The organism is Acinetobacter sp. ME22 (assembly GCF_022012315.1).
In the GTDB taxonomy this organism is placed as follows: Bacteria; Pseudomonadota; Gammaproteobacteria; order Pseudomonadales; family Moraxellaceae; genus Acinetobacter; species Acinetobacter brisouii_A.
In genome coordinates this window covers 15,810-34,590 of record NZ_JAKLTL010000013.1, presented here as the reverse complement: position 1 = coordinate 34,590, position 18,781 = coordinate 15,810, and the positions used below count along the sequence as shown (strand labels likewise).

Here is an 18,781-nt window from a genome sequence, read left to right as displayed (position 1 = left end):
GGTTGGGGATATTAAGATAAAAGATTAACTTCGGTGCTAGAAACCATTGCTTCGACTAAAAGTAAAACATCTTCTTGTTGGCGCGCATCGACAAAAAATAAAGGATAATTACAGTCTTGTTGCTCTAGCCAATCACGATAAATCAGTGTTGGGCGTTCAATCTTTTCATCGACATGCGTAATGCCAATGACAATATTCTGGTTAGTATTACGAAATGCAGCAATATAGTGTGCTAAATCTTCAAGTGGATTTTCAGCTTGATGATCAATTAATAAAATTGTTCCGATTGCACCTTTGCAGATCACTGACCAAATAAAATCAAAACGATCCTGCCCAGGTGTTCCATATAAGCCAACTTTTACTCCATCGCCTAATGTAATCTCACCATATTCAATACCAACGGTGGTATGGGCTTTGGTATGAGCTTCAGCATCGGTGTTAACGGCTTCACTCCCGACAACTTCAATTTCAGACAATGCACGGATAGCAGTCGATTTTCCCGACCCCATGGTTCCACCAAAAACAATTTTGTACTGTTGTAGAATCATCATCTGTCCTCATTAAAAGCCTAAGCGGCGACGGAGTTTTCCAAAGAATTTGCGCATTAAACCTGCATCATCTTCTGAATGGGTATGTTGTGGTGGGTATTTTACTTGGTTCTTTTGAATTAAGGTGCCTAAACCTGTTGCTAAGGAAATAGAAACAAACTGGGTTACACGATCAACCGATAAACCCAGTTTCTCAGCAACAGTAATAATATTTGCGCCCTGTGCAAAACATGCAGACATTCTTAAAATATCATGTCGATCTTTAGGGTCTTCAGGTTGTGGCCATTGCTTTAAATAAAAACAATCCTGCTGCTGTACAAATTTATGAAAAGATGTAGAACGCCATAACACATTCCATAACCAATTTTTTAAATCTTGGCGTTGAATGGTATTGAAGGCTTGGCGATCATTCATGGTAGCATAAATGGTGTTTAGGCTAGCATTGGTTTGATTTGGGTGCTGGTCAGAAACCCAAGCCCATTGGTTACGTGGATCAACCATTGCCAAAATACCGTTTTGGTCAAAAACTTGTATTGTGCCGTTTTCAGGATTCAAAATTTCCCGAACAATGGTATATAAATCCTGACGGCTAATATCAATGGTTTGTGCAGTTGTTGATGATATATGCTTTGTATCGGTATCAGCAGATTGAGATAGCCAGTCTTTTAGATAAACGGTTTCATCAATTGGCAGATATAAAATATTTTCTTCAATTTGACCATGCTTCGCTGCATTATTAATCAAACGCAATAAGCGAATATTTTGGTTTTTAATCAGCTTTTGAATGCTTGGAGCATCAAAAAACATATCATTAACCATCAATACCTGAAGTTTTGGATCTGCAATATTTGTCCAATTCACCAGCACATTTTGGGGAATCAATTTTTCAATAGCCAGTTTAATCTCGCTAAGAACTTTTAAACTTAGACCAAAAATAGCAATATTTAAGGAGGATTGTTGTGCAAGTTGCATATCTATATCCATCGAATATTTATGGTTAGATAGAATCTGACGCAAACAACCAAATTTGACCGATCGTCTGCGATTCAGACCACCGGTCTAGAATCTGTTTAGGAAAAATCTAGTTCTTTTTCAAACGTTCTGAGCTCATGTCTTGCCATTGCTAGATTTGATTTTCCACGTTCAAGCACTAAATATAAAAACAAATTAGGATTAGAATCTAGAGGTCGAATAAGGTGATATTGTTTACCTAAAGTAATCAGAATATCTTCAATATGATCATTTAATCCTAATGCTTTCGCGATTTTACGTTTCGAACGCAAAACTTCTGTGTTTCCAGCAGCTGCAAGTTCAAGATCTAAGCCTGAACCTTGTGCTGCAAGTGCGAGTCCACTTTCTGAGTCAACGAGCGCAACAGCCACAAAGCCATCAATTTCAGTTAAAGCAGATAAAGAAACTTTTGCCATGTTTTTAATCCTATTTAAATGTTTAGGGTAAATTTCTTATCTACATTATTTATTCAATTTTGAGGATAAAGCAACCTACCTTTCGTATACCAATTTAATATAAATCCATGATTTTTATAAGTGATTTAAAAAAATCCATTATTTTTAAAGTTAAATATTCATCTAAAAATTAGAAGCTTTTTAGATGAACTTTCACAATATGCTTAATAGTTTAAAACTATTTATTATATTGATATATAAATATTATTTTTAACAACCGCTTAAAAATTAGAATTTTATATTTTTAAAAATTATAAAACTAATATTTAAATATATATTGGCTTTTTTAAAAAAAATTTATGCCAACTCAAAATAATATATAAAAGGTTTTATCAATCAACAAGAGGTTTTTTAATTAAAATAACCAATAAATGTGATGCAGTTCACACTTTCAATTAGATAAAAATTTTGTCACAGACAAAACATAAAAGCCTGATTCGCTCAACCAAAACATCAAATCCTTCAACTAGCACCTTATAATCCTAATCTCAATCTGATTGAAAAGCATGAGCGCAAGTTAAACGCAAATGTAAAGAGTGGTTCGTTATTGTATTAATCGGCTTTTTTAAATGCTCTTTCATTTCTGTATCGGGAATTAAATCAATTGACTATACTTCACTATGGCCAAAACACTGTCGTTTAGCTTGAATAGAAAATACGAACCATAAATAAAGCCCCCCCATAACAAAAACTGTCGCGAATAACCCGATCAGAATATTGTGTGCAATGTCCAAACGTTGGATATATTTTTGCACAAAAGCCTGATCATTTTTAATGACCACCTGATGCCCTGCGGCTGTCGTCCCATGAAGTTCATACACAATATTGATACAGGCCTGACGTGCATTCCAATATGCCTTCTCATCATTTCTCTGACACAAAATCGTGCTGTATTTCATATAGCTCAAGCGAATCGGGAAGTTTTGAGTACAGACATCGGTTTGAAAACTATTACATTTAAAAATTTGTACGGTTTTATTCTGGGTAAAAAATAGTTGGCGTTCACGATAATTTTTGCCATAGCTCAGGTGGACATCATCTGAGAAATTTTGCTGATTCACCTGCTTCGGGAAAAACTGTTGCTGATCGACAAAACAGCCAATCAATGCTGCACAAAAGAAAATTAAACACACCATAAAGCCTTCCTGACGTGTGGCATACAGGAAAGCGGTGAGTTTTTTGGGAATAAAGTTCATGTTCAGTCAGAGAAGAGTCTCTAGAAATTGTTCAATTAGCCTTTAAATTTCTTAATGCTTTTTGATAAATGTGCACGCATCATTTGACGAGCCAAAGCACCATCTTGATCAACAATGGCTTTCAATATATTTAGATGTTCTAAATGCACATTCTCTAGATATTCCTGACGTGAACTTGGGTTCAACTCAATGGAGCGTACGCGTGCCCGTGGAATGATTTTTTCACCTAAATATTTTAAAAAATCAACGAAATATTGATTGTTTGATGCTTCGGCAATCGCAATATGGAAACGGTAGTCTGCTTGTACAGTCCCATCAATCACATCGGAAGAAATATGTTTTTTAAAATCATCCAATGCGGCCTGCATTTTATCAATATGCACCTGTTGGCGACGCTCTGCTGCAAGAAAAACGGCTTCAGTTTCCAAGCTGATGCGCAGTTCAAGTAAGGCAATAATATCATTGATGGTTTCTAGACTCGCATTTGAAAGCAAGAAGTTCTGCTCGCCTTCCTGCTCTTTCACAAATGTCCCAATACCGTGACGAGTTTCAACGAAACCCAAAGAGCGCAGTTCAGTAATCGCTTCTCGAATTACCGAACGGCTGACTTCAAACTGTTCAATCAGCTCAAGTTCGGTTGGGATTTTATCGCCAACCGCATAGTTTCCACTTTGAATCTGCTGAATCAACTGTTCAACAATCGCATGACTTAACTTTTGATGGTTTTTCGTTTTATGCGTTTTCTGGATTGTTGAATCGATCATCTTTCTCACACGTTCAAAGCAGACAGGGAATGCCAATTATAACATGAACTCAATTCGACTGACCAAATCCTTTGTATGATCATAGAGCTAGCTTTCATGTTGTTGGTAGTTGTTTCTGCGATTTTATACGAAGTTGACAAAGCAACATCGAAATCAGAATCAGACTACAGCCATATAAGCTGATTCGGTCAGGCAGTTCATGCCAAAATACATAGCCCCAAATGCCTGCAAATATAATCGCAACATAATTCACAGGGCCAATTTGACTTGCAGGGGCAAGGCTATACGCTTTTGACATACACAACTGACTAATATTGGCGAGTAAACCTGCTGCAATCAGTAAACCCAATTCATGCCAATGAAGCCCTCGCCAGTGCCACAGTGCAGGAATGGCTGAAATTCCCGAACCAATCAGGCAAAAGTAAAACACAATTCGTTCGACAGGTTCCGTATCGGTCAGTGCTCTCACGGTGACAAATGCCATCGCTGAGCAGAAACTTGCCAGTAAACCCACCAATGACATGACGCTCAGCATGCCTGTATCGGGTTTGGCAACCAATAGAACACCAAATAAACCAATACAGGCAGCTAAAATTGCTGCTTTGGTAATTTTCTCTTTTAAAAATAACCATGCGATCAGCGGAATAAAAATGGGCGATGAATAACTAAATACCATCGCATTGGACAGTTTTAAATGCGCGAGCGCATAAAAAAAGGCATACATCGATGTGAGCCCAATCACACTACGCCATGTATGCATCCACAATTTATCGGTCTTAAAAAACCCCAACCCTTTTTGAAATAGCATCGGAATAAAGATCAGCATACCGACCACATTTCGGAAAAAAACCGTGGTGTAATAATCAACCGTTAAAGAGGCATAGCGCACACAAATGCCCATAATTGAAAAGAGCAAAGCAGCGCTGAGTAAATAAAAAATTGCGCGTGCAGTCTGACTCTGACTCGGTGCTGTAGTGTGCATTGCCCATTTTTCCTTATTCAACGAGGAGCTTTTGCTGCGTGCTTATCACGCAGCAAAAGCCGATTAAACTGCGGTAATGACTTGGTTCTCAGTAAAATATTTCACCAGATTTGCACAGGCCAGATCACCCATGGCTTTACGTGTTTCACGTGTGCCACTGGCATAATGCGGTGTCAGCACTACATTCTCTAAAGCAAATAACGGACTTTCACTACACGGCTCATGTGCGTAAACATCCAGACCTGCCCCTGCAATCACACCCTGTTCTAAAGCTGTAATTAAGGCATCTTCATCCACCACAGAACCACGGGCAATATTGATCAGAAAACCTGTTTTACCCAAGCGCTGCAAAATATCTGTGGTAATGATGTGTTGGGTTGCTGCCGTGCTTGGCAAGGCAAGCACCAGAAAATCTGATTTCTCTGCAAGCTCTTCGACACTGGCAACATATTCATATCTCGAACCTGTTTTAGGCTTACGGTTATGGTAGATAATCTGCATTCCACAGGCTTCGGCACGCTTGGCAACCTCTTTACCGATGTTCCCCATCCCCAAAATACCGCAAACTTTATTGCCTAAACTGGTGGTGAGTGGGTAGGCACCTTTTGCCCATTGACCTGCACGCACAAAACGATCTGCACGAATCAACTGACGCGCCACCGCATACATCAGCATCATGCCTGTATCGGCAACACAATCATTGAGCACATCTGGCGTATTGGTCACGATAATATTTTTACTTTTGGCATAATCCACCGCAATCGAATCATAGCCCACACCTGAACTGGCAATAATTTTCAGATTTGGTAAAGCATCAATCAGGTCTTGCTTTGCCCCAACCCCACCACTGGTGGCCAGTGCTGTGAATTTATGCCCATGTTGTTGTAAGAATTCACTTGGATTTTCCATTTTCCAAAGTTTATGCACCGTTGTGAAATGTTGTTCGATCTCTTGTACATACATATCGATTTGTGGGCCAAGCATTAGAATTTCTACATCAATTTTTTCGCTCATGTCTTATGCTCCTGTTTTAATTTGAATCCGTTGAATTGGGCCAACAATCACTAAATAACTAAACATGGCCAACAGTGAATGTGCGGCAACAAAGTATAAAGCACCTGAAAAAGACCCTGTCGCATCGACAATATAACCAATCACAAGCGGAGTAATAATACCTGCGATATTGCCTAAACCGTTAAACACACCACCCGTTAAACCAATCGCTTCTTTCGGTGCGGTATCTGCAATGACTGCCCAGCCAATCGCAGCCAAACCTTTGCCAAAGAAAGCAAATGCCATCAGCATAATCACAACCCACTTGGCATCGACAAAATTACAAAACACCAGTGTGGTTGCAAAGAACATGCCCAAGGTAAATGGAATCTTACGGGCAACGGTATTAGAAAACCCTCTACGAATCAGAATATCCGAAACAATGCCACCCAACATACCGCCTGAAAATCCACAGATGGCTGGAATTGCAGCGACCATGCCCGCTTCCATGATCGACATGCCACGACCCTTGATCAGATAAATCGGGAACCACGTAATAAAGAAGTAACTGAGTGCGGTAATACAGTATTGTCCAATATATACCCCGACTAACATGCGATTGGTCAATAAAACCTTGAGAATTTCCCACTGCGAGGCTTTATCTTTAGACTGTTCTACGACAGGTTTTTTCTGATCTAAATCAATCAATGCCCCACCTGCACGCATATGTTCTAGCTCTGCGGCACTGACACGTTTATTTTTCAGTGGGTTTAGCTCAACAGCCGCCCAAATCATCACCAAAATAAAGCCGATTCCGCCCATGAAAAAATAGACGTAGTGCCAAGAATACTTGGTCACTAACCAACCCATGATCGGTGCGAAAATAATCGTGCCAAAATACTGCGCCGAGTTAAACGCTGAAGATGCCAAGCCACGCTCTTTGGTGGGGAACCATGTCGCAACCACACGGCTATTGGCAGGAAAGGCAGGTGACTCGACCAAACCTAACATGAAGCGGAAAAAGAAAAAGGTAAAAATCAGAGAAACAAAATGGAAAGTATTTCCAATTAAACCTTGGCAAAAGGTACACAGCGACCATAAAAATAAGCTGCCACCATAGACCAGTTTTGAACCGAAGCGGTCGAGAAACCAGCCACCAGGAACCTGACCTATCGCATACGCCCAGCCAAAGGCTGAAAAAATAAGCCCTAATTCTTTAGGGCTTAATCCAAACTCATGTGAAATGGTGGTTCCCGTAAGCGAAAGGGTGGAACGGTCTGCATAATTAATCACGGTGATGACAAAAATCATCAATAAAATCAGGTAACGAACCTTACTTGAACCTTGAGGCTTCGCCATTGTTATCGACATAATCATACTCCTTATGATTATTTGAGCAGCACTTCGCCTCACACAGGCAAGTGTGAAACAAAGTGCTTTTCTACAAAATTATGAGCGCACAAGGCACGGTTTTTTATTGTTAAATGTCCAGTTTGGAATGAGGAATTGCATCGCCTCGGCATCATTACGTGCCCCGAGACCTTTCTTGTTATAGAGTTCATGGGCTTTATAGAGATTATCCCAATCTAACTCCACACCGAGGCCTGCTTTGCTCGGCACTTGAATTTTACCATCACGAATTTCTAACGGCTCTTTGGTCAAATGATCAATGCCTTCTTGCCAAATCCAGTGCGTATCAATCGCTGTGACTTTGCCCACTGCTGCGGCTGCGACATGGGTAAACATCGCCAGTGAAATATCAAAATGGTTATTTGAATGTGAACCCCATGTCAAATTGTACATTTGGCAAAGTTGAGACACGCGAACCGAACCATCCATAGTCCAGAAATGTGGATCAGCCAAAGGAATATCAACCGATTGCAATTGAATGCTGTGTGACATCTCACGCCAGTCTGTGGCAATCATATTGGTTGCAGTTGGCAAACCTGTGGCACGTTTAAATTCGGCCATAATCTCACGGCTAGAAAACCCTTTTTCCGCACCACATGGGTCTTCTGCATACGCCAGCACACCTTTTAGATGTTTCGCCAGTGAAATCGCTTCATCGAGTTCCCAAGCTCCGTTCGGATCTAACGTCACACGCGCATCTGGAAAGCGACGAGCAATCGCGGTCACGGCTTCGGCTTCTTGTTCCCCGTGTAGTACACCACCTTTCAGTTTGAAATCTTTAAAGCCATAGCGTTCATAGCTGGCTTCAGCCAAGGCCTGAATTTTAGCAGGGGTCATTGCAGCTTCATGACGAACTTGATACCAGTCATGTTTAGCATGTTCAGCAGGTAGATAATCCAAATTGGTCTGACGACGATCCCCAATAAAGAACAGATATCCCAACACCTCGACTTCACTACGTTGCTGTCCTTCACCCAATAGGCTTGCCACATTAACATCCAAATGTTGACCAAGTAAGTCTAGCAGTGCTGCTTCATAAGCGGTGACGACATGAATCGTGGTACGTAAATCAAAAGTTTGTAGTCCTCGCCCTTCCTGATCTCGGTCAGAAAAACGTTGCTGAATATTTTTCAGAATATTTTTGTACTGCCCAATCGGCTGTCCAACGACCAAAGGGATTGCATCACGCATGGTACTGAGGATTTTTTCACCGCCTGGCACCTCACCCACGCCAATATTGCCCGCATTATCTTCAATCACAATAATATTACGGGTAAAATATGGGCCATGCGCACCACTCAGATTCAATAACATACTATCATGCCCTGCAACAGGGATCGCTTTAATAGATTTCACAATAGGCGTATCACGCATATACCACTCCTTAGTACACATTTCTGTCTTTGTTCTGCGATTAAACTTATAAGACATCATACAACATGTCAAGCCAATATTGAATTTTTACCTCTATTTTTAATTTTTACTTAAATTTTGCTTGTGCTTCACTTAATTTAAGCTATAAGATGTCATACATCATATAACAACCGTATGCTTATCCAAGATGGATGGAGAAGCATACCCGATCGACATGATGTCGCCTTAGATCTTAACCGCTAAGGGCTCAATGACAGAGTATTTATTATGGAAAATACACAGCAATCCTCGGGCAGTACCCTTGCTGCAACAAGCAGAAAAGTCAAAGTGGCAACCCATACCAAGACACGCTATTACATTTTAGCGATGATCTTTATTATCACCGCACTCAATTATGGAGATCGAGCCACACTGTCTATGGCAGCAGCGCCAATGTCTCAAGAACTGGGAATTAGCTCAATTACAATGGGTTATATTTTCTCTGCATTTGCTTGGGCTTATGTAATTGGTCAACTACCAGGTGGTTGGTTACTCGATAAGTTCGGGGCTAGGCGCGTTTACTTCTGGAGTATCTTCCTCTGGTCAATCTTCACCATCGCCATTGGTTTTGTTCATTTCCTTGGCGATACTGGTGTAGTGATTAGTGCCTTATTTCTCTTGCGCTTTTTAGTTGGCTTAGCCGAATCACCTGCTTTTCCTGGTAACAGTAGCGTGACCGCAGCATGGTTCCCAACCAAAGAACGTGGTACGGCTGCGGCAATTTTCAATGCATCGTCTTATTTTTCAACCGTGATTTTTGCTCCTCTCATGGGATGGTTAGTCGGCACTATGAGTTGGCAGTCAATCTTCTGGGTCATGGGAAGTTTAGGGATTATCTTGTCTTTGGTTTGGCTCAAGGTCATTTATAGTCCGAAGCAGCACCCAACAATAAACCCCGAAGAATTGGCTTACCTTGAAGCAGAAGGTGCCTTGACTGATATGGGCGAAAATATGGGAAATACTCAACGGAAAAAAACCACTTGGGCTGAAGTTAAACAGATTTTAAGCTCACGGATGATGCTTGGGATTTTCTTCGGACAATATTGTGTGAACTGTTTAACTTACTTCTTCTTGACATGGTTCCCTGTGTACCTTGTGAAAGAGCGCCACTTAAGTATTTTAAAAGCAGGGTTTGCTGCGGTTGCGCCTGCATTATGTGGATTCATCGGCGGTATTTTAGGAGGAATTATTTCGGATCGTCTGATTCGTATGGGTTATTCGCTCACTTTGGCACGTAAACTTCCGATTGTTCTTGGCTTCTTACTATCTACTTCAATTGTGGTGTGTAACTATGTTGACTCACAAACTGCAATTATCTTCTTTATGTCATTGTCGTTCTTTGGCAAAGGGGTCGGTTCTTTGGGATGGGCCGTCATGTCGGATGTCGCACCCAAACAAATGGTCGGTTTATCGGGTGGAATGATGAATGCTTTTGGCAATACTGCGGGTATTGTTACACCAATCGTCATTGGTTATATCTTGGCAACCACTAACTCGTTTAACCTAGCACTGGTTTATGTGGGCATCCATGCCATTGTTGCGATTATTTGCTATACCTTAATTGTTGGAAAAATTCAGCGTTTCGAATTGCGCAGCACAAGTCAATAATGTTTTATCTTTATTATGATAGACAGCCATCATTGCTATGGCTGTTTTTTCATTTTGACTCAAGCTATATGATGGTTAAATCGAAATAAAATGTTTAACTTTAAAAAAAATATTGCTTTAAATTGATGACCAAACTTTGATAAAGCTATCATCACAGTCTTGATCTTTTGAAACATCGATTGACTTTGATTTATATAAATTTAAGATAAAAACACAATATATTATTTTGGATGTGGCGAAATATGGCAAACCTTACGATTATAAATCGGTTGATCAGTATAAAAAAAAACCAACTGTGTCATGCCATGCTCACCTGTTTAATCACCAGTTTTGCAGTTGTTGGTCATGCTGAAAATCCAACCTATCCTGTCGGGAGCCCTGTATACAATTTATGGGCAAACTATTATCAAATTGAAAAAACTGATCCGCAACAGGCAGCAAAAATTCTAGAGCAACTTGCTGCACTCACACCAAATGATCTGAATCTTTGGAAAACCTCAACTTACCTGCAAATTCGCCTCAAACATAATGACCAAGCATTGGCTAGCCTTGATCGTGCATTAGTACTCAATCCAAATGATGAGCAACTTCTACTACAGAAAGCCTATTTACTTAACGCTGCACAAAGGAATAAAGAAGCTCTCCCAATCTTTCAACAGCTTAGCCACTCACAAGACCCTGCTACTGCTGCAAAAGCACAGGTTGCAGTCAAAAACCTAAGCCCTGCTGAAAATTCAGCCCCAGATTCACCCTATTTTGGAGATATTTATTTTTCACCCTCTTATGAGGGGCGTTATGACGATGTCATTTTTCCACTTAAAGTTCGTTATGGACGTAATTTTGGGGAAAATAATCGGGTACAGGTTTATAGTTTTTTAAATATTAACCGAGATACTCAATCAAAAGGTGGTGCACGACCTGAAATCATTGATCAAAATGCGTTGATTGTCGGCTTAGGCGCCAACTATCAACCATGGCTTAACCTGCCAATTCGTATTTACCTTGAAGCAGGCGGAAGTTATGACTTAGTTGATCTAAATCGAAAAAAATTCCGTGAAAGTGTCAATGGAGGAATCACTGCTTACCAAGAATGGTATGGTGACCAATTTAAACATGAAGCTCCTAGCAATCAAGCGGTGTGGTTCAATGAAGCCTATGGCAACATTGCAAGTTATTCGCGTGAAGACTATAACGTGATTTCTGACCTTCGATGGCGCTCAGGTTTAAACTATAAACATGAACAATCAGGAACTTGGCAAGCTTATCTCAAAGCTCATACAATGAATGATACTAACCATGAATACTACAATAACATCTTTGAGATTGGTCCAGGTCTAGCATGGCAACCGTTTCATTTACCAATAAAACTACGCGTCGAACAGATGTATGGTAAGTATGTGATTGGTACGCCGCCATCTGTCAAAAGTACATTTAATAATACACGGGTAGAACTCACTCTATTTAAGGATTTCTAAAATGACAGCACCAATTCAACTTTCAATTATCTTCGGGACGCGCCCTGAATTGATTAAACTTGCGCCTGTAATTTTATTGGGACAACAAGATCCACGTTTTCAGATTGAAGTCATTTTCACAGGGCAGCATGTTGAATTGGTGCGTGATGCAATTGATTTTTTTAAGATTAAAATCGATCAGCATTTAAAAATTATGCATCCTGGACAAAGCCTGAATCAGCTGCTAATTCATGCACTCACCCAACTTGAACATACATTTAATAATGGTCATCCTCGCGATGCCATTATGGTACAAGGAGATACTACAACCGTTTTGGCTGGAGCATTGGTTGCATTTCATATGAAATTACCTATTGCACATGTTGAAGCAGGTCTCCGTTCTTATGATTTGTTACATCCCTATCCTGAGGAAGGCAATCGTCAACTGGTTTCTCGCCTTGCTCGCTGGCATTTTGCACCTACTCAACTGTCAGCCAATAATCTGTTAAACGAAAAAATCCAGCCTGAAGATATCTTTATTACAGGCAATACGGTCGTTGATGCAGTCTATCTCGCAAAAGAATTTATACAAGCTTCAAATTTACAGCCTACACAACGCCTATCTGCATTGGGTATTGCACTCAATGCTGACGAAAAGCTCATTTTAATCACTGCACATCGTCGGGAAAATTTTGGTGAAGGGATTTTAAATATTTGCCGTGCAGTTAAACAACTATGTGAACGCTATCCTAATTTACATTTTGCATGGCCTGTACATCTGAATCCTGCAGTACATGATGTTGTGAGTGATGCATTTAAAGACATGCCTCAAGTCCATCTATTGCAACCTCTTGACTACCCAAACTTATTGGCTATATTGCAACATGCTCATTTAATTATGACAGACTCAGGTGGAATACAAGAAGAAAGTCCATCTTACCAAAAACCTGTTTTAATTTTACGAACAACCACTGAGCGCCCAGAAGTACTCGATGTGGGCGCAGGTGTTCTAGTTGGAACAGACACTGAGTTAATTGTTAGTGAAGCGACCCGACTGCTTGAAGATACAGCCTATTATGCCAAACGTGCTTATGTCAAAAATCCATTTGGAGATGGAACCGCAGCACAACAAATTTTAGATCGATTGGCATTAGATCTTCATCACTCATAAATTTTTCAACCAGCTATAAAGTTCATCAACTTTATAGCTTGGTATAATGTAAATGCATCCACAGATATAACCAATATACGCTAGCTCGATTCATATAATGTGGTCCATCAAAGATATAAACTCTCTGTCCTTCATAGGCTTTCAATTGCGCTACGATCTCCCATGGATAAGCCGCTCGAAATGCTCCATTATTTTTACGCCGAAAAGCTTCTAGAATAATCACAACACGATTTTGACCAAAACGTTGTATCAGACGCTGATATATTTGAGCAGCTTGCTGTGGTGAACGTGTCCCAACCCCCACACCATCTTGAAAAAATACCTTAGCATTTTGTGGTAACCAGTCAGCTAGCCACAAATCTAGATCATTTGCCTGTGGATCAGCGCTATAAATACTGATCCAAACGGGTCGGTTAAAGTCAGCAAGGATTAAGCCTAACTCATATACTCCACTCCATGATGGATCGGCTTCTACAGGAAAATAATAGTCGGAGGCTTTGACCTGATCTTGATATTTGATGACTTGCTGCGATTGCTCAACCAAAAGATTGAGATTCCCACGTGCATAAGGTTCCTGATAAGAACCTGCTAGTCCAAGAACAATATGTTTTGCCCATGCTTGACGCTGAATTTTTTGCCAATTGGGTAAGTCTGACCATGTTTCCAAGTTTGCAATAGGCATCCATGCCTTACCATCGACCACAGACCATTGCGTGACCAAAGTATTAATTCCCAATAAATCCCATGCACCATCCGCTGAACTTAGTTGATCGGGCTGCCAAAAAATACCTTCTAATTGAGCAGGAGCATGTGGTGTTTCTGGGCGAGCCATCGTTACAATGGGGCCAAAAATAACTGTACATACAATAGCTAAACTAAATAGACTAAAAATTAAAAGTTTCCACAATTTCATTCTTGATCAGACTTTTGAAATTTTTTGCGATTTCTGTACCACACCCATAAGATCAATACAAAAGCAGCAAATACCACACCAATTGCAATCATTAACATTAATGAATATTGACGAATCACAGGGAGAGGTTGGTTATCGACCACCATTTGTTTTAAGACAGAAATGTCACCTTGTTCAGAAACATACATACTGACCGTATTATCTGGTATCTGATCTTGAATGGTTGCCCAATATTGCATAAAGCGTTCAGCACCAACAGCACTGTCTGTAATGACCCAAAATTGATCATTTTTCATATTAACAAAAAAACCATGCTGCGCTGCTGCAGCATATAAAGTATCTGTATTGGCTTTAAGTTGTTGCTGATATTGTTGTTGGTCAACAATCACATTAATTTTGTTGGGATTGTTTGGGTTGTATTGGGTAATGTTGACTGCTACAGGTGCATCTGTAAGTAACATTTTTTTTGCAACTTGCCCAAGATAAATTGCTATACCAAGTGCATCAGGCTGATTAATGGCAATGGTTGGATTACTGACAAAACTGGAGGAAATCGCAACAACTCCATTTTTATATTGATGAGGAAAATCTAATTTAGATTTCGTTGCATCAATCCATAATGCACCTTTCGCATTAGGTAAACATTCAACACTATTAATCTGTGCATTTTCTAAACGTAAATTATAATGTGTGACACTTGGTGTATATTTCCCGATAAACTCAAACTGACGATCAATTGGTGTTGAATCTAGTTTGGCTAAACTCATAGTTCCTGCAAGGTTTTCGTTTAACCAAACTTGAATTACAGATCCCTGTAACATGCCACTTTGTGAACGTAAAGCCAATTGACCATGTAAAACATCTGTTGGCTGCCAAGTTGCGGGGAAATTTAAACTCACCGTTTTCGAGCTATCATCTAGTTGGATATCAGCAATACCTAAATCGGCTAAGTTTTCAAATTTTCGTAAAGTTGCCCATTTAGGAGCTTGTACCGAATGTTCGAAAGTTGCTGAAGAAACATTAAGTTGTTGTGCATATTCACGATTTAATAGTGCATTAATTGCATTATTAAGTTGCTGAGGTGAGTGATAAATAATCCGTAAAACAGGCTGTTGGTTTTCAGACGCAAGCTTAACTTGAGCAGCATTTAAAACAGCATCGCTATGCTGAATCTCAATAACAAAGTTAACAGGACGATGTTCTTCTGGTTTAGGAGGTTGCGTGACCCAGTAAATGGGTGTTGCAAAATTCCAGTTGTTTGCCAGTCTTGCAAGCATTGAAGCTTCTAAAATACTATTTTGATCAAATTTTAGCTGCGCAATAATCGGATGATCTTGGCGTAACTGTGGATTAAATAATGCATCAGGTAGCTGACTCAACCAGTAAGTTAAACGAATAGGCGTATAGTCGATTTGAATATTATTCAGATAAGTAAATTGCCTTGTGGGTTGTAAACAATAACTGTTGGCTTGCTGGTTATTTTTAAAGATCGATTCTTGTTGCACCAAGATATCTAAGCGGTGAAAACCTGATTTGCTGGCTGGAATTTTGAAACTCAGTTGACCTGTATCATCCAAACTTGATTTAAAAATTGGTTTATCATCATAATTTACGAAAATCGTCGCATGATTGTCTGTTTCAAAGCCAGCAGAAAACTGAATATCTTGCCACTCTGCTCCTTGCCCAACATAAAAATAATAAGGTACTGTAATAGTTTGGCGTTTAGAAGATAAATCATCAAACTGCCATGTGGTTGCTTGTACAAAGGATGTCATTGCTGAAGCAACAGCAAAGACTAAAGCGAAAGAGTGATATTTAAAATGTTTAATTTTCATTATTTTTTCTCTTTACGTCGTTCAGTTTTATACCAGTTAATTCCATTACCTTTTAATTTATTTTGCAGCATGTCCCAAGCTGCTTTAAATACAATCACAAGGAATACTTGAGAATAACTAAAATACGCAATAAATGCATAGAAATAAAAAGAGCGGGGAGCTTTTTCTAAAGCTAGAGTAAACCAAATCTGAGCCAAGTACAGCACAAATGACATAATAAACAATGCAGTAAAAGGCCCAGGAACCGTTGTGCCATCTAAACCCAATAACCCGATAATTAACGTTAAATGACTTAGAAACAGTGCTGGAACAAACATGATATAACACATCACATTATTACCAATCTCAACACCTATCGGAAAAGGATGACGAATTGAAATGGGTAAATACTTGCGAGTGACATAAAAATTCCCTTGAGTCCAGCGCGAGCGTTGTTTAACAAAAATATCAAGCGTTGATGGATCTTGCTGCCAGCCAATCGCATAGGGAACCCATTTAATACGCTTTTGCCCTAAAAAAACTCGAAAGCTCATTTCAGTGTCATCAACTAATGATTTTTCATCAAAACCACCTAAAATATCTAAGGCATCTCGCCAGATTACATAATTGGTTCCCATCAGGGTCGATAGCCGAAAACGATGCCAGCGTCCTCCTTGAAAAATCCATTGAAAATAAATAAATTCAATCGCAATAAATGTACTTAATGCACTATCTTTCCAATTACGCGTTCGCACCTTGCCATTTACTGCAATTAAAGATTGATCCGCCATCAAAGTCTGAGCCAATAAACGCACACAATCGGGTTCAGGTGTACTATCGGCATCATAGACAATAATCATTTCACCATTGGCATGCTTTAAACCATTATTTAATGTTCTAGATTTCCCTTTTCCGCCTTGCCCTTTCGGAACATTAATAATTCGAATTACAGGATATTCGGCAGCTACCTTTTCAGAAATAGCCAAAGTATTGTCTTTTGAGCCATCATTAATTAATAACACCTCATAACTTTCTGCAGGATAATCTTGTTGTGCCAAAGAACGTAATGTATCTTCAATGACAACTTCTTCATTATAGGCAGGGATCAAAACACTCAACATCGGCCAATGTTCAGGAATCGGTAAAGCTTCTTTTTCTTTTTTTGATTGAATCGAATATTGCCAAGCTGCAAAACTTAACCACGCCCAGTATGCCTGTGGAATCCAAATTCCAATAAACCCTGTCAGGAAGCAAATATCAATGGGAGTCATGGCGTTTCACCCATCGGACAATGATTGTTGAGACTAAAAGCACAATTAATAATAAACCTAAAATTAAAGATAGCCATGAAGCTGAAGTTCCAAATAAACCTAAAACTTCTGGAAATTCTGTAGAAAGCATCAAATGCAAAGGTACAATGCTTAAACTCGCGGCAAGCAATAGATGACCAACAACATTGGTTTCTAATGTATTAGATGTACTATTAAAATCTATACCATGAAAACTCCAAGAAATTCCAAATTTAGGATAACGGATATTTTTTAACACAATATCTTTTGGTGGATTAACAATAATATTCATCCCGATATTTTGTCCAGTATAGGCACGAGCATTATAAAAATAATGCTGCCCAACCTGAATTTCTCGTGAAGGTAATGGTAATTGATTTTTCTGTGATTCAATCACATATAAGCCCTGAGGAAGTGAAAGTAACATAGGCGTCCATCCCGATGTACTATAAACACCCATTGGACGAATTCCAATTGCACTGGCAATAACTGCCTGACTTGAGAACGTTGTAGGGCGTGCTGTAGAAAACTCGAATAATGGAATTGCTCCCTGATCAACCGCCTGTTTAATTTTCCAGTACATCATTAAACTAAACCCCGAATAAGGAACGACAACTCCAGGGCGAATCTTTTGGCGAATAATACGTTTGAAACTTGCAGAATTAAGTTGATCAATCGTAAAAACTGGCCACCAATAGCTTTCCGCAGGGAAAAACATACCCACTTGTTCAGGTTGTAAATCTGTTTTCAATACAGATGATGCTACTTGTGTTACAGGGCATTGATAATATTGTTGATAAAATTGACGTAAGGCAACATCGGGAATCTGATCCACATTGAGCAGCAAACTACACACCTGAATCATATAGCTCATCTATTTTCTCCCGTATCATTGTTTAATGATTCGAAAGTGAAGTACTTTTCCTCAACTTGTAATTTCAAATTTGGAATTTGATAAAGCTGCTCTAAAATTTGTGGCGTCGCATTTTGTTCAGCTACATGAATAATAATAATTTTAATTAAGGACATGCGTGCATCTGTGAAATACAAAACACTACTCTCATGCTCCTGATGTAATATCTCGATAATCTGATTTTGGACAGCTTTCCACTCGTCAACATTGAGCATGTCACGCAGTAATTGGTGATTTCCAATTTTAATATACAGTGTTTCATATGCGTCTATCTTTTGATATTTTAGAAGTTTATGAATTTGCTGTTCGGTAGATTTAAATGTCCCTATCGGCAAAACATTATTAGAAAGATAAAGACGATAACTGTCGAGTAGTTTATCAGTTTTATTACTACTACTTAAAATATCTCGGAACGCACTTAAAAATAAAGGAGCAAAGGGTAAAATAAAAAGTAACAGTAATTGCCGACCAATATTAAAAATAAAGTTATTAAAATCAAATAGGAAATAAATAATTACTAAGACAAAAGATAAAATTCCAATAATAAAAGCAACACTGAAGCGCAGAAATGCGCCCAGTAATACCATTAAAATAATTAGTACCCAACTTCCTCGAAATCCTGTACTTAACCATTCATAGGAAATTAATCCTAAGTAGATCACAGTCATAATAGGTAAGAAGATGATAGATTGGTTTGTTCTTTTTATCCAATTCATAGTCGTGAGGTATCATCATATTAAGTTCAGAGTATTATAGTTTATGATAAAAATCTATTTTTTAGTTTAATTTACTCGCCATTCAGTGAAGTCATCGAGCATTAAAAATCATGAATACTAGCAGGCCTCTC

The 18,781-nt window shown here is 39.2% G+C and carries 17 protein-coding genes; 3 read left to right on the top strand and 14 right to left on the bottom strand.

The features are described from left to right. Positions 1-11: 11 nt before the first annotated feature. The 9 genes from LVY74_RS14800 to gudD form a co-directional block, all read right to left on the bottom strand. Positions 12-548 (bottom strand): GTP-binding protein, encoded by a 537-nt coding sequence (locus LVY74_RS14800; protein WP_237815745.1) that lies wholly within the window; start codon positions 546-548, stop codon positions 12-14. A gap of 12 nt (positions 549-560) precedes the next feature. Continuing rightward, positions 561-1,520: a hypothetical protein gene (locus LVY74_RS14795; protein WP_237815706.1), complete on the bottom strand. Its 960-nt coding sequence runs from the start codon at positions 1,518-1,520 to the stop codon at positions 561-563. A gap of 98 nt (positions 1,521-1,618) precedes the next feature. Beyond that, complete coding sequence (locus LVY74_RS14790; RefSeq protein ID WP_237815705.1) at positions 1,619-1,975, bottom strand: roadblock/LC7 domain-containing protein; 357 nt, start codon at positions 1,973-1,975, stop codon at positions 1,619-1,621. Positions 1,976-2,622: 647 nt separating this feature from the next. Next, entirely contained in the window at positions 2,623-3,210 is a 588-nt protein-coding gene (locus LVY74_RS14785) for a hypothetical protein (protein WP_237815704.1), read from the bottom strand. A gap of 35 nt (positions 3,211-3,245) precedes the next feature. Continuing rightward, entirely contained in the window at positions 3,246-3,974 is a 729-nt protein-coding gene (locus LVY74_RS14780; RefSeq protein ID WP_237815703.1) for a FadR/GntR family transcriptional regulator, read from the bottom strand. Between the two features lie 94 nt (positions 3,975-4,068). Beyond that, entirely contained in the window at positions 4,069-4,956 is an 888-nt protein-coding gene (locus tag LVY74_RS14775) for a DMT family transporter (protein ID WP_111895529.1), read from the bottom strand. Positions 4,957-5,019: 63 nt separating this feature from the next. Then, complete coding sequence (locus LVY74_RS14770; protein WP_237815702.1) at positions 5,020-5,970, bottom strand: 2-hydroxyacid dehydrogenase; 951 nt, start codon at positions 5,968-5,970, stop codon at positions 5,020-5,022. A 3-nt stretch (positions 5,971-5,973) separates the two neighbouring features. Further along, complete coding sequence (locus tag LVY74_RS14765; protein WP_237815701.1) at positions 5,974-7,320, bottom strand: MFS transporter; 1,347 nt, start codon at positions 7,318-7,320, stop codon at positions 5,974-5,976. A gap of 78 nt (positions 7,321-7,398) precedes the next feature. Next, positions 7,399-8,733 carry a glucarate dehydratase gene (gene gudD / locus LVY74_RS14760; protein WP_237815700.1) on the bottom strand — a complete coding sequence of 445 codons (1,335 nt, stop codon included), beginning with the start codon at positions 8,731-8,733 and terminating at the stop codon, positions 7,399-7,401. Positions 8,734-9,000: 267 nt separating this feature from the next. Here gudD and LVY74_RS14755 point away from each other — a divergent pair, with 267 nt between their 5' ends. The 3 genes from LVY74_RS14755 (at position 9,001) to wecB (ending at position 13,005) form a co-directional block, all read left to right on the top strand. Then, positions 9,001-10,380, top strand: coding sequence for an MFS transporter (locus LVY74_RS14755; protein WP_237815699.1), 1,380 nt, complete (start codon positions 9,001-9,003; stop codon positions 10,378-10,380). A 305-nt stretch (positions 10,381-10,685) separates the two neighbouring features. After that, a complete protein-coding gene (locus tag LVY74_RS14750; RefSeq protein ID WP_237815698.1) occupies positions 10,686-11,855 on the top strand; it encodes a tetratricopeptide repeat protein in 1,170 nt (389 codons plus the stop codon). A 1-nt stretch (position 11,856) separates the two neighbouring features. Then, positions 11,857-13,005: a non-hydrolyzing UDP-N-acetylglucosamine 2-epimerase gene (wecB, locus tag LVY74_RS14745; RefSeq protein ID WP_237815697.1), complete on the top strand. Its 1,149-nt coding sequence runs from the start codon at positions 11,857-11,859 to the stop codon at positions 13,003-13,005. Between the two features lie 31 nt (positions 13,006-13,036). Here the strand turns inward: wecB and LVY74_RS14740 are convergent, their stop codons facing one another. From LVY74_RS14740 to LVY74_RS14720, 5 genes are read right to left on the bottom strand one after another with little or no spacing between them, the layout of a single operon-like run. Beyond that, the gene (locus LVY74_RS14740; protein ID WP_442862805.1) at positions 13,037-13,918 is read right to left on the bottom strand and encodes a hypothetical protein; all 882 of its coding nucleotides are present in this window, start codon (positions 13,916-13,918) and stop codon (positions 13,037-13,039) included. After that, positions 13,915-15,753 (bottom strand): cellulose biosynthesis cyclic di-GMP-binding regulatory protein BcsB, encoded by a 1,839-nt coding sequence (locus tag LVY74_RS14735; RefSeq protein ID WP_237815695.1) that lies wholly within the window; start codon positions 15,751-15,753, stop codon positions 13,915-13,917. The genes LVY74_RS14740 and LVY74_RS14735 overlap by 4 nt, the downstream gene beginning before the upstream one ends. Then, positions 15,753-17,003, bottom strand: coding sequence for a glycosyltransferase family 2 protein (locus LVY74_RS14730; protein ID WP_237815694.1), 1,251 nt, complete (start codon positions 17,001-17,003; stop codon positions 15,753-15,755). Before LVY74_RS14730 ends, LVY74_RS14735 begins: the two co-directional genes overlap by 1 nt. Continuing rightward, positions 16,990-17,895: a hypothetical protein gene (locus LVY74_RS14725; RefSeq protein ID WP_237815693.1), complete on the bottom strand. Its 906-nt coding sequence runs from the start codon at positions 17,893-17,895 to the stop codon at positions 16,990-16,992. Before LVY74_RS14725 ends, LVY74_RS14730 begins: the two co-directional genes overlap by 14 nt. Continuing rightward, positions 17,892-18,650: a hypothetical protein gene (locus LVY74_RS14720; RefSeq protein ID WP_237815692.1), complete on the bottom strand. Its 759-nt coding sequence runs from the start codon at positions 18,648-18,650 to the stop codon at positions 17,892-17,894. The genes LVY74_RS14725 and LVY74_RS14720 overlap by 4 nt, the downstream gene beginning before the upstream one ends. Between the last annotated feature and the right edge of the window lie 131 nt (positions 18,651-18,781).